This is a genomic window from Anaplasma bovis (assembly GCF_036903315.1).
GTDB classification, from domain to species: Bacteria; Pseudomonadota; Alphaproteobacteria; order Rickettsiales; family Anaplasmataceae; genus Anaplasma; species Anaplasma bovis.
Window position 1 is genome coordinate 1 of the sequence record NZ_JAWLNY010000027.1, and the last position, 13683, is coordinate 13683.

At 42.9% G+C, this 13683-nt stretch carries 8 protein-coding genes; 2 read left to right on the forward strand and 6 right to left on the reverse strand.

Translation table 11 applies throughout. The features are described 5' to 3' along the window. Positions 1 to 98 precede the first annotated feature (98 nt). From miaB to R4I06_RS03025, 3 genes are all read right to left on the reverse strand, one after another. On the reverse strand, positions 99 to 1466 hold the full coding sequence (gene miaB, locus R4I06_RS03015; RefSeq protein ID WP_334414065.1) for a tRNA (N6-isopentenyl adenosine(37)-C2)-methylthiotransferase MiaB: 1368 nt from the start codon (positions 1464 to 1466) through the stop codon (positions 99 to 101). 179 nt (positions 1467 to 1645) lie between these two features. Next, complete coding sequence (locus R4I06_RS03020; protein WP_334414066.1) at positions 1646 to 4219, reverse strand: baseplate megatron protein TIM-barrel domain-containing protein; 2574 nt, start codon at positions 4217 to 4219, stop codon at positions 1646 to 1648. A gap of 51 nt (positions 4220 to 4270) precedes the next feature. Then, positions 4271 to 5083, reverse strand: coding sequence for a DUF2163 domain-containing protein (locus R4I06_RS03025; RefSeq protein WP_334414067.1), 813 nt, complete (start codon positions 5081 to 5083; stop codon positions 4271 to 4273). 252 nt (positions 5084 to 5335) lie between these two features. Between R4I06_RS03025 and R4I06_RS03030 the strand changes: the two genes are divergently transcribed. Then, the gene (locus tag R4I06_RS03030; protein WP_334414068.1) at positions 5336 to 8041 is read left to right on the forward strand and encodes a 2-oxoglutarate dehydrogenase E1 component; all 2706 of its coding nucleotides are present in this window, start codon (positions 5336 to 5338) and stop codon (positions 8039 to 8041) included. A gap of 74 nt (positions 8042 to 8115) precedes the next feature. Here the strand turns inward: R4I06_RS03030 and R4I06_RS03035 are convergent, their stop codons facing one another. The 3 genes from R4I06_RS03035 to R4I06_RS03045 form a co-directional block, all read right to left on the reverse strand. After that, entirely contained in the window at positions 8116 to 9285 is a 1170-nt protein-coding gene (locus R4I06_RS03035; RefSeq protein ID WP_334414069.1) for a phage major capsid protein, read from the reverse strand. A 131-nt stretch (positions 9286 to 9416) separates the two neighbouring features. Continuing rightward, positions 9417 to 9809 carry a histidine triad nucleotide-binding protein gene (locus R4I06_RS03040; RefSeq protein ID WP_334414071.1) on the reverse strand — a complete coding sequence of 131 codons (393 nt, stop codon included), beginning with the start codon at positions 9807 to 9809 and terminating at the stop codon, positions 9417 to 9419. Positions 9810 to 9829: 20 nt separating this feature from the next. Continuing rightward, on the reverse strand, positions 9830 to 10999 hold the full coding sequence (locus tag R4I06_RS03045; RefSeq protein WP_334414072.1) for a hypothetical protein: 1170 nt from the start codon (positions 10997 to 10999) through the stop codon (positions 9830 to 9832). A gap of 159 nt (positions 11000 to 11158) precedes the next feature. Between R4I06_RS03045 and mutS the strand changes: the two genes are divergently transcribed. Beyond that, positions 11159 to 13618, forward strand: a complete 2460-nt coding sequence (mutS, locus tag R4I06_RS03050) for a DNA mismatch repair protein MutS (RefSeq protein WP_334414073.1) — start codon at positions 11159 to 11161, stop codon at positions 13616 to 13618. Positions 13619 to 13683 lie beyond the last annotated feature (65 nt).

The following is a 13683-nucleotide window of genomic DNA, read 5'->3' on the forward strand; positions in this document are numbered from 1 at the left end:
AAAATATGCTTCCTTCTCCTCATCAACTGATATGCACATCTTGCGTTTCTCTAGTGCTACACTGTTGGCTAGAATGCCGTGTAGGAGCAGCTGAAACTTCAGGTCGCAACTTGCAATAGAGAGCTCAGCTCCGTGTCCATACTCTCAGAGTGAATATGCCCAGTCAATATGTTGCGATATCCCTCAGTTATTTTGACTTTAAGCGTCCTGTTAAAATGGGTTTCCCTTTCATCATCAACTGATATGAGCACAGATTGCGAATAATCGCTCTTGCCGAAGATTTTACCATTCTTCATGCTATTATCCTTGCTTCCCACGAGAACATCCATAACCATGCCCTCCATCCTTTTATTGAACGTCGTTTGCTGTTCTAATAGCAAGTCCTGCAGCGCTCTCAAGCGCGTGTTTTTTTCTTCTTCATTTACTTGCTCAGGATATTCAGCGCCCGGCGTTCCAGGTCTTGGGCTATATTTGAAGCTATATGACATGGCGAAACCAACATTTCTCACCAAACTCATAGTGTCTTCAAAATCTTTCGCTGTTTCTCCAGGAAATCCAACAATAAAGTCAGAAGAGAAGGCGATATCCCTACGTGCACTACGTAATTTGTCAATTATGTCTATGTATTCCTGTACCGTGTGTTTTCTATTCATTTTTTTGAGTACCGCGTTGGACCCACACTGAACTGGCAGGTGGACAAAAGGGGCCAACTTTTTCTCATTCTTATGCGCATCATACAGAGATTGGTGCATATCTCTTGGGTGCGAGGTTGTATAACGTATACGCTCTACGCCACCAATCTGTGCCACCATTTGTATAAGTTTCCCAAGGTCTATTACATTCCCCTTGTAAGTGCCATGGTAGGCATTCACATTCTGACCAATCAACACTATCTCTTTCGTGCCACGATCCACAAGTTGCACGATTTCTTCTAAAACCGCCTCTGCTGGGCGCGAATACTCGGGACCTCTTGTATAAGGAACGACGCAAAACGTACAAAATTTATCGCACCCCTCCTGTACAGATACATACGCAGATATCCCACCATTTGCTCTTCTATCAAGTGATATTGCGTCAAACTTTGATACTACAGGAAATTCTATATTAATTTGCTTATCCCTTTTCACCTTCATTATCAGATCGGGTAGGGTATGTATCCCCTGGGGGCCAACAACAACATCTACGAAAGGGGCGCGCTCGAATACCGCTGCGCCTTCCGCTTGCGCAACGCAGCCTGCAACTACTAGTACGCACTCCTTCTTGCGGATCTTACGCATGCGGCCCAGAGTAGAATAAAGCTTTTCGGAAGCCTTTTCACGTATATGACATGTGTTTATAAGTATTATATCTGCGCTTTCTGGTGTGGGAACAACGGCAAACCCCAATGGTCTTAGTATATCTTCCATCATAAGAGAGTCATACACATTCATCTGACACCCGTACGATTCTATATACAAACCCTTCATGCAAGAAACCTACAGCACTTCGCGAAGGGCTGATTCTACATCATATAGCTTCGCATCACAATATGGAATTGCGGGTGTAATGCCCAGAGATATGTGTTACGAGCAGTGTAGTACCCGTCCACATGGAGTTGCGAAAGGCAAGAATGATCATGTAAGCAAAAGTTGCAAATGAAAGCGTTTTACACGCAATTCTCCCCTGAAATTTTGCTATAACCCTCTACGTGCACCAGAAAACTGCGGATCTTTATATCTGTTACTCGAATTGTTACACTGTCCACTTTTATTGTGTCTCCCACACGGAGAATTATGTACTTAATTGGCAATACTACCTTGAATAACAGTTTTTCTCCCAACATTTTGTTATTTAGCTTCTCTAAGGAACGTTCCGCTTGCCTGTCGTCGAGTACGATAGACATTTGCAGGATATTTGCTGCGCCATGCGTATTTGTGGGTGATTGCGCTATCCTGGGCTGATAATTACATCTCATGCTTATGTAGGATAGCGCAGGTGGATTGTACAGATTTTCAATTGCATGTATTACACTATGCTCCTCATAAACAATGTCCTGCTCTGGTACATCTACTACATTAGATGTGTCATGTGCCCAAAGTTCTGCTGCGCCTTCCGCTACACTGAAGGGGTATATTTTTTGTAATTCCGTTAATACGTCATAGATGGATTTGTTATTATTGATCAGATACCCCGGGACAGATGTATCAGCACACTTTACAGCTGATTGTGGTATGTCCTTTAACACATCTTGCAACACTGCTGATGCGGAAACCATGTCTATTTTTCTGTTTATAGAATATCCTGTTTGCCAGTTTTTGTACGTGTCTACACTCATCCCGGAGAAATCACCTGTAAACCCGATATCCCATGCATATAAGAACATCTTTTCAACGGAAGGTGATGTTTCCCACATGTACAATGTACTCTCTATAGCCACTCTCTGTGCAGAAAAAGAGCAACTATCTGTGGATGACTGAGAGCTAGTTATGGAATGATTATATCCCGACAATGGCTGAAAATTTGTACAAGTCTCAACACTACGGAATCCGTATTCAATAAACCAGATCTTTTTGCTTGCAGGAATCCATTTGCTTTTTTCATCGTGAGAGTTTTCCCACCAGTGCTGAATATTTTTCCAAGCCCAGAACTCATTTTGGAACGGTATTTTTTTCTGTCTATTTTCATCATCATAGAAGTAATCATACCCCTCGCCACTTTTCCATCCTTGTGCCAATTCATCAGCATTCGATGGGGAATTTTTGTCAGTAAGTGGAAAGTAGGCCCTTATACCTATTACATCTATGCTATCTGATGCCCAAAGGGGGTCCATATTGTATATTCCATTGTAAGAATGATACTCATCCCAGTTCGCTGCGTATGTCACAATCACGTTGCTGCCTGCGATGCGTTTTGCATACTTTGCTAGGTTTATCAGTGATGTTACTGCAGGAAATGCTCCAGATCCATCCTGCATTTTGGTGAGTTTGCTAAACCCCTCACCTATCACCAATGCATCTATCAATCCCTTTGTTAGTTTTGAGTAGTGCTCTAGGAATGCGCTATATTTGTCCATGAAGAATTCTTCAATCATCAATGGGTGACCCGTGAAATCTGAATTTGTGTACAGAACCTGTGATCCCGTTTTGTCTATCACTATTAGCTTCAAAGAGAGCATTATCTTGTATCCCCTAGACTTCAACTCGCGCAGGTAGCGCACCAAGGATCCATCGCTAGGTGTACCTGGATACATTGGTTGGCCGTTGATGGCAGACATAGTTATTGCATTTCTTGCGACGAATCTTCCCACATTCCATTCATCTGGAGACGTTTTCACATTGGGATGTGTAGTAGAGGGATATATGTGACATCTTGTTATACCTATACTGTCTGCAAACCAGTGTACAGGTACGGATACCCACTGGATATTTGGAAGTGCCGCATGCAAAGAGTTTAGCGATGATATTGCAAATGTTTCTCCTCCCCTTCCATTTATGGAGTGTGCTTTCCCGTGAGCTATTTCCTTGCCTCCAACAAGTGAGACGTTAATGCGCTTTTGGATTCGGGTATCATATGTAAATTCTCCGAGCCCCAAGGTGCAAACGCAATTGATTTTTTTTGTGACGTTGGTATCTAAAAATTTTTCTGGATACGAAGTTACTTCGAACACAAAATTTGGTATTGAGTTTTTGAAATTCCGCAGAGGCAAATTTTCTATCACTATGTAAGAGAGCCCCCTGTACGCCGGAGAATATTTTTCTGTCAGTAGTATTAGGGGATCTATAGCTTGCTCTTCCGTTCCTGCATAGAAGCGATATCTAGTTTTTGTAAGATCTAGGAGCCTGCCATTTGCCCATACTTTTAGTAATCTTTGTACAGGCCCCGCGCAAATTGCAATTGCAAGAGTCGCAGAATATTCTGTTGAGGTGCGTGTAGTTTTTGTAGATGAAACGTCTCTAACCTTCTTGTGTTGCGTATGGTTTATTGGATTTGCCCATATGATATTGCCGGATATTCTCGCTGTGCCGTAAATTTTGGGTATGGCCTTACCGTAGGAGGATGACTGTACTTTTATGTCCTTTAATACGTCATCGTAACGTGCAGGTAGGTGCTTGTCGCTTCTATGGAATAATACATCTAGCACTTCTTTCTCTATTACTTTCTCTAGGCCTGCTAGACCGTGCTTTGATGCGATGCTTTTTCTTATCTTATCGATCAGGGTGGACGATATGGAAGATGACATGTGTACCATAAGTTAATTACAGGGGGCAAGCTAGGCACTGTGTGTATCGCATCAGTCGGATGTGGTATAGATGGAGTGTATATCGGGAATATGTGGTTCTCCTCTGAAGTTCATTGTATTGCGAAATTTTTCACCGCATGTACTGAAGTTTTTATCGCATCCTGCTATTATTGAATAGCTAGTTCCCGTGGTTATCGGATAGGGGGCAGGCGCAGCTAGGATTACAGAATTTCCTGAGTGAGAACATACTTGCAATGATAGATTTTTGTTTCCACCAGTCAAAAACTTAACTACTCCGTATTTATAGTAATCATTTGTGGGTACTAGTTTACTATCCTCGAAGGATTTATGTTCATCTAATACTTTTTCCACTGATCCATTAAGTGTGAATTGCGCACTGTTTAACTTGCAATGGTGGTCACAGAATTGTGCTCTGCATTGTGGCGAAAATACACTGCAAACTTTTTTTGACAATTCGTATGCCAATTCTTTACGTGCATATATGGAAAGGCGCTTGCTGCGAAATACTGCCTTATGAACAATGCCTTTGAATACGGACAGACGCTGGTATACGTTCTCATAATTTACTAAAAATACCTCAATCTTGGCTAACGAATAAGAAGAGGATGGTTTGTCAGTGTTCGTTTCAGCCATGGTTTCAATTTCAACTGATCCAGCATTCTTCCCGTTGTGTATCATAACGACGTTCATTACGGGATCTGAGTTGTAAACTATGCCACCAATGGTGATATTAGAATCGCGATCTGTAAGCCCAATTATCTCTCCAGTTGCCAATGTAAATTTGCAACAATAGGCTATAGCAATGATACCGTCTGATGTGTGGAATAAAGGATTTGAGTTCATTTGTTTAATAGGTATAAAAAGTGTTCAAAGTTATGTATATTGTAGGACAGGTTGAGTGTCTGAAGGTTGAGCATATTTTGGGCCTACGTCTGGTTCAATATTAGGTGATAAGCGTTTGTTGCGTAAGCAAAATAACTCCGCGCTGGGAGCCAAAATGTGTGAGCTGGGTTCACTTTATAGCAGACGTGAGATATACTGCGGCGGGGCAGATGTAGTCTAAGTAAGTGTTGGGATTAGAGAGGGTTTTAGGAAATGCCTTGTGAAAATTTGCTGGAAGAGGGCTGCCTTTTCGGCGATGGAGGGCTCTTCGTAGAGGAGATGTATGATAAGTACAAAAAAGGAGAGGCTGATTTGCCTCAAGGATGGAAAGAGGTATTTCTAGAAGCGGAACTTTCGAGGGGTGCTGAAGTTGTCTCTAACAGGGGTAATCAGGCAGAATCTGTTTCATGTGAAAGGCAGGGAGTGTTGGATTTCTTCAGGTCTTACGGTCATTTGGCTGCAGATCTTGATCCTTTAGGCATGACGCAAGGCAAGGAACTAGATTATGAGAGGTATATTTCTGGTCTTGACTTTAATGACAAAGAATCCATGTGGCGTAAACTGGGTTACTCCTTTCCCATGCTCGTTGAAAAGTTAAAAAGTATTTATTGTGGGAAGATTGGGTTTGAATATATGCACATCCTTTCCCATGACGAAAGAATATGGCTTCAGAGAAGCATAGAAAACACTTCCCTAAAACTATCAGCAGAAGAAAGAAAAGAAATACTTTTTTGTCTTCAAGAAACAGAGCTATTTGAGCAGTTTTTGCATGTTAAATATCCCGGATACAAGAGGTTTTCTGTTGAAGGTGGTGATGCTGTAATTCCTGCTCTAGAAAAAATGATAGAGTTCTCCTCACTTGCAGGGGTTGAGGAGGTAATATTGGGCATGGCGCATAGGGGAAGGCTCAGTGTTCTCACCAAAGTCATGCAAAAGCCTTATGCTGCTGTGTTGTATGAATTTTCAGGTGGCGTTGCATACCCAGAGGGACTGGACGTTTCTGGTGATGTTAAATACCACCTTGGGTACTCGTGTGATCGCGAAACAAGCAAGGGTACTGTACATGTTTCCATGGCATATAATCCTTCACATCTAGAGTCCGTAAATCCCGTGGCAATGGGTAGAGTCAAGGCTAAAGCAGATATGGGTAAGTCTGCGATGGGGGTCTTGATACACGGTGATGCGTCATTTATAGGGCAAGGAGTGGTATCTGAGTGTCTCACTATAGGTGGGGTAGAAGGATATGACACTGGTGGCATAGTGCATTTTATCATCAATAATCAAATTGGATTTACCGCAGACCCTGAAAGTGCAAGAACTTCGCTATATTGCTCTGATGTTGCTAAGATGATTGATGCACCCATCTTTCACGTTAACGGTGATGACCCAGATGCGGTAGTTGCCGTCACGAAACTAGCTATAGAGTACAGGTGTAAATTCAAGAAAGATGTAGTCATTGATATGGTCTGCTATCGCCGTTTCGGGCACAATGAAGGCGATGAACCGATGTTTACCCAGCCTTTGATGTATTCCAACATTGCTGGACACGATACTGTAGCTAAACAATATGCTAGTACTTTAATCGCTGAGGGCGTTATTTCCAGCAAGGAAATAGAGGAAATGCGCAAGAGTTTTTCTGCAATGCTCGAGGATGCATTCACTGAATCAACTACCTATAAGCCACAAAAGGCAGATTGGTTTGAAGGGGCTTGGAAAGGCCTCAGCAGACCTGTACCTGGCGATTTTACGAACTATGTGTGCGATACAGGAGTAAAGAAGGAGAAGTTACTTGACCTCATGAAGGCTCTAAGTACCCTGCCAGAAGGATTTGTAGTTAATAAGAAAATTGCGCGCTTGCTTGATGCAAGATTGGTTGGTGTGGATAGTGGTAACATAGATTGGGGAACTGGTGAGACTCTTGCATACGCATCGCTATTGGCTGAAGGTCATATGGTGCGTCTTTCAGGGGAAGATTGTGGTCGTGGCACCTTTTCCCACCGTCATGCCAGACTCATAGATCAAAATAGCGGAGAAAAGTATGTGCCGCTCAATGCCTTAGGTGTCCCTCAGGGCAGATTTGAAGTTATGAACAGCCCCCTATCAGAGTATGCTGTCATGGGCTTTGAATACGGATACAGCTTGGATTCTCCTAATGCACTCACGATATGGGAAGCGCAGTTCGGAGATTTTGCAAATGGAGCGCAAATTATTGTGGATCAATTTGTCACTTCTGCAGAAACCAAGTGGCTGAGATCGAGTGGACTGGTGTTATTGCTCCCTCATGGATACGAAGGGCAGGGGCCTGAGCACAGTTCCGCTAGGGTTGAGAGATATCTTCAGCTGTGTGCTGAAGACAATGTTCAAGTTGTAAATTGTACCACTCCAGCAAATTTCTTTCATGTTTTACGCAGGCAGATTCACAGAGATTTCAGGAAACCTTTAATAGTGTTTACTCCTAAGTCCCTGTTAAGACATAAAATGGCTGTGTCTAAACTTGAAGATTTTGAGAAGGGTGGATTTTTGCCAGTTTTGGGTGATGCATTGGTAGATAGCAATGGAGTGAAGAAGGTGGTTATATCCAGTGGGAAGGTATACTACGATCTGCTGGAGTCGCGTGGTGCAAGAAGCGATATCGCTTTATTGAGATTAGAGCAGTATTATCCATTCCCTTCTGCAATCTTGGCTGATGAGCTGCGAAAATATAAAGGCCTAGAAGAAGTTATATGGTGTCAAGAAGAGCCTGCAAACCAGGGTGGATGGTCTTTTGTTAGACACAGAATAGAGGATTCCATGAGAGATGCAGGTATTGCTGGTAGCGTTTCATATATAGGTAGAAAGGAATCAGCATCCACAGCCGCTGGGTATGCAAAACATCATGCTCTGCAGCAACAAGCAATACTTGATTCTGTATTTTGCTGATCACTTTATACGGAGAGAATTAGCAGTACCGCGACACGAGAATATGAGTCCTTATATCGCGGTACCAGAATGTGTTATTGGGTCGTCTGAGACACTGTAAGCATCTTTATTGCTTCTCCGTTTATCAAGCTGCCGCCTACGCGTTTTGTAGTGTAGAATTTTACGAAGGATTTGTTCGTAAATGGATCACGCAGAATGTTGATTTCACGGTTTTCTACTATTTTGTATGCTGCTTTGAAGTCGCCAAACGCAATGATGGGTGTTCCTGTTGTGTTTTGTATTGGCATGTCAGATGTCTGATATACTGGCATCCCCATAAGTAATTCTTCCCCAGAAGGTCCCCTTTGCAATAGGTATTGTCCTGAGCTTGATTTGAAGGAACGCACTTCCTGTAGTACACTCCTATTCATAAGAAATGCTCCCCTTGAAGCAAAATACTCGTTCAGTGCATAGTACAATTTTATTATTGCATCTGCGTCGAATTGTGTGACAGTAACACGTTCGATCTGTCCAGGTTCTGTACCTGATCCACAAGATAATATTCCTAGCGGTTTTTTATCCCCGTCGCCCTTGATGAATGCGGCATTTTCTATTCTACTGAACGCATCCACAAGATGTGTTATGAGCCAATTTTCCAAATCTATAAAAGAATCTTCCAATAATTTTTTTGATATCTGTGGTTGAGAATATATCTCATGCAAATATATAATGGTCTTGTATATTTTAGGAGATGTGGTGTCCGCTATAGCGGTATCTCCCACCCATCCAGCAGTTGTATCGCTTCTGTTCGTTGTTAGGTATTCTAGGCTATCACCCGATATTTTCTCTACAGAACACAGCTTTCTCATGACTGCAGTTTTTGCCAATAACTTATCTATGTTCATGGATGTCTTATGCGGGACAAGAAAGGCTAATGTCGCGTTATCCGCATTAGTGCCAGTGTTACCAGAAGGAGTATTATCACTTCCCTTCACCAGGTAGTCTTTTAGATATGAACGCTCCAATGACTGGGGATTCTCTTTGAGGTTTATATCGTCGCTGGCAAATTCTAGCCTATCCAGTCTATTCTCGTATTTATTAAGCTTACAGGAAACGTCTTCAATCTGTTTTGTAATTGTTTCAAATTTGGAAAGTTGAGATTTGTCCTTATGCGAATCATCTTCGTTTAAATATGGCGAGCTATATGAATGCTGTAATTCTGGAACAACTGAGCAGGCTTTGGTTTCTAAGTCGATTGATGTCATATAATCTCTGAAAGCATAACAGGACTATATTATTTAGGATTTTATGCAAACAGGTAAGCAGTAAAGGTGCGTATTTGCTCCACCAAATGGATTTTTATATTCAGAATGTGTACTGAGCTATCTAGAGTGGGCTAGTAACCCAAAATGTGTACGTGAAAGTGGTATACGATCTGTCCAGCAGATTTTCCGTGGTTGGTTAGTAGCCTATAACCAGTTTTGTGTAAATTACATTGCTCAGCTATCTTATGTACGCTTCTAAAAAACTTAGAAATCTCTTCATCCGAACTGGAGCCAATAAAATCTACGTAGGAAACACAAGATTTTTTGGGGATTACTAATATGTGCACAGGTGCTGATGGATTGATGTCGTGGAAAGCGAGTACATGATCGTCTTCGTACACCTTTTTAGCAGGTAACTCCCCTCTTAAAATACGGGCAAAGACATTGCTATCATCGTAGCTCGACAAATCGTTCTCCTTCCCTGAACCAATGCCAGATGAGCTGTCGTGATCAGAGGTTTTCATGCGTCCCCTAATAACAGTTGCTACCTAGAAGCACCCGTCCCCCGCTGCGATTGCGCAGTTGGAGATACTGAAGGCTGCTGTGGTATCGTAGTGTCAGCAACACTAAAGGATTCAACCGCATCCAGCCCTGCTGCAGCGTCTTCCAGAGAGATATCAGTCATGGCTACACGGCCTTTCTTTGCTAACTTTGCATCACCTAATGACGGCGTACTTCCTTCTTGCAGAAATTGGGACTGCATTGTAGCAGGATCAGTGCTGCGCCCTGCAGCAGAAAAAGAAGACGGAATAGTAGCTCCACTCATGGAAAAACTTGCATCCGGCAATTCTGGATCACCTGATGCTGTACGAACCATATCACTATCAACCGATGAAGAATCTACTCCCTCGCGCCTCACAGGGTCTTCTGCTCTGGTGCTGTGCACATCCACTGGATTATTTCTTGCGGCCCCAACATCACTGTGAGTAACCTTATCTTCCTCCACAGCAGACGATAACCCCGGAGGCCTCTGTGTATCTGTTACACTCATACCGTCCAACTCGGCACTACTTCTCTTTTTAAGTTGCTCAGAAATAGCCTTTACAAGCTCAGGATCTGATACCCTCAGTGCTTTAAATACTTGCTGAAGCTCATTCATTATATCCTGCTCGCTCTTATCAGCGACGCCAATTTTTATCACGAGAACTCTCGAGAAGCCGTCGTGAGATCTCTCTATAGATAAAGACCCGCCGTTACTTTCTAGGTAATTCTTGAGTTCGTAGAGCCTTGTATACTCTTCCTTACTCTTACGTGACATCGCAGACCTACTGGAGCTGTCCAATGCCTCTAATGCCTTCATCGGATCTGTAGTTTTTGTTGCTCCGGCACCGTCCACCACATCGAGTACCTTTAGTGCATCCTCGTCGATCAAGCCATCCATGAGACGCAACGAAAGACGTCCATCATGGGCAAACGACTGATTGAATACATTACCGCGACGTCTCTCAGACTGTGAACTTCTAATCTTGTCAGAATCCTCCTGTAAAGGCGCTCCTTTACCTATTGCTCTCAAAAACGCGTTCTTAATAACGCCAAAGAGACCTACTCTAGCACGGCCACCCTCCGTAGGGAAAAAAGGCAACGTAACAACCGCAAGGATAGCAGATGCCCTACTTAGCATCCTGTATCCGAATTCCCTGATCTTTTCCAGCATACAGACACCACAACTAATCCTCGAGTCTACAGCAAAACACCCAGGATGCAATAAACAAAAATATTAACCTTCACTATTGATGAAGAAATTTAAGTGGCAAACGCCAGCGTTGTATGTAAAATACACCAAAACCTAGCACGTTATCATTAAAAATGGATTATGGTAGATAGCAATAATACGGAGTATACGCCCGTTCTTAGGCAGTATAAGTCTTTAAAGGAGCAATATAAAGGATGTCTGTTGCTGTATAGGCTAGGGGATTTTTATGAGCTTTTTTTTGAAGATGCAGTAGAAGCGTCCAGGGTACTAGATATAGTGCTAACAAAAAGAAGTACTGGGGTACCAATGTGTGGAGTACCATGTCACAGTTATGAAAGCTACTTAGGAAAGCTGGTAAAGTTAGGCTATAGAGTCGCGATATGTGAACAAATTGAAACTGCCGAGGAGGCTAAAAAAAGGGGCGTAAGGACTTTGGTAAAAAGGGAAGTGGTCAGAGTCGTTACACCTGGGACCCTATTTGAGGATGGGTTTCTAGAATCTAGGGAAAACCACTACTTAGTCTGCGTATCTAGTCTAAAGAACGACAACAAATATGGAATTGCCTGGATGGAACTATCTACGGGGCTATTTAATGTGCGTACAGCTGGAATAGAGGACCTTGATAGTGAAATTCAGCGGCTGGAGCCCAGAGAACTTCTCATTTCAGATAAACTTCGGGAGGAAAAGTCTGTAGAGTTGGTGTTAAAAAGGCATCGGTGTCCGATTACAAGCCATGACGAAAGCTTTTTCGACCCTAATAGGGCGGGAAGGGTGCTATGTGAAGTTTATGGCGTGAATACACTGAAGGGTTTGGGTGACTTCAGTCCCGTGGAAATATCTGCCTGTGGATCGCTCGTTGAATACATAAGAATGACGCAGAGAGATAATTCCCCCAAATTTAATTATCCTAAGGCATTCGATAACGGTAGTTTTGTCGTCATAGATGGACCTGCGCTGAGGAACCTTGAGTTATTCAGCACACACTCTGGTGAGAAGAAGGGGTCTTTCATCAGTGCAATTGATCGCACAGTAACTCCTGGTGGTAGCAGGCTATTAAAGAGGTATTTAGCATTTCCAGCATCATGTCACACCGTGATAGGCAGGAGACAAGATGCAGTGGAATTTTTCGTGAACAACAGAGCGTTATGTGAAAATGTCAGGAAGGTTATGGGTGGCATTCCTGATATAGAGCGAATCTTGACTAGGGTCAGACTATCGAGGTGTTCTCCGAAGGACATTCATATGTTGGGCAATGCTTTATGCAGAATTTCTGCACTAGCAAAGATAATTGCCGAGTTTGAGCATGAGATTATTGCAAGAGTTTTGTTAGCGTTGGGTGAGCATTCTAATCTGATAAGGATTATAAGCGAGACCGTCATGGAGAATAATGAAGGGGTTACTCACAATGGTGGTTTCATTAATCCGAATTGTAATGAGCGTTTAAAAGAACTGATCCGCGTTCAGAATGCTAGCAATGAATTAATACAGAGGCTTCGTGACCGATACAGGGCACTAACGGGGATTAGTAGCCTAAAAATTTTGAGCAACAACTTACTTGGATATTACATCGAGATATCGTCGTCATACAGGGTGAATGATCCATGTTTTATACGTAGGCAGAGTCTTGCGAATAGTACTCGATACACCACTAATGAGTTGAAGGAGCTAGAGGAGCGCATAATATCTGCAAGGAGTGAGAGTGTAGAGTTGGAGGCAAAAATATTTCACGGTGTGTGTGCTCAGATTTCTAATGCTATGCAAAGCATAGGGATAGCAGCTGATATGTTAGCGGAACTGGATGTGCTTTCCGCGCTTGCTGAGCTTGCGGTGGAAAACAATTATATCAGACCAATAGTTGATGATAGTAAGACGTTCGAGATTAAAAACGGTCGCCATCCTGTCGTTGAAGAAGGTGTGAGTTTTGTGGCTAACGACTGCGACCTGTCGGAGGGAAGCCGCATTGCCCTTATAACAGGCCCTAACATGTCTGGTAAGAGTACATTTTTACGGCAAAATGTACTGATAGCCATTTTAGCACACATAGGTTCGTTTGTGCCTGCAACGAGCGCGCACATTGGAGTGGTAGATAAGATATTCAGCAGGGTTGGTGCATCTGATAACATATTTATGGGGCAATCCACGTTTATGGTAGAGATGGTTGAGACTGCTGCCATATTGAACCAGGCCACCGACAAGTCTCTTATTATCTTGGACGAGATTGGAAGAGGTACGGGGATAAATGATGGGTTGTCGATAGCGTTGGCTACTCTAGAATATATTCACAACGTAACGAAAAGCAGGGCTATATGCGCGACTCACTATCACGAGCTACCTAAAATGAGTTCATATTTGGAAGATGTGAAGTTTTATTGTCTCAAGATAGAGGAGTGGAAGGGCAGGGTTGTACTAATGCACAAGTTGGTGCCGGGTATCTCGGATAAATCTTACGGTATACACGTTGCTGAATTGGCTGGATTTCCGAAATGTGCTCTAGAAAGGGCAAGGTTTTTCATGGACAAACTTAATAATACGCACGACAGCATTGATGAGGAAAATGGCGTGCAAGCGGTGAGCGTATAAGATAAGCAAATAGCAGTAACGGCGGGTCCAGGACTGATAGGATCACTAATAGTAGGTGTGATGTT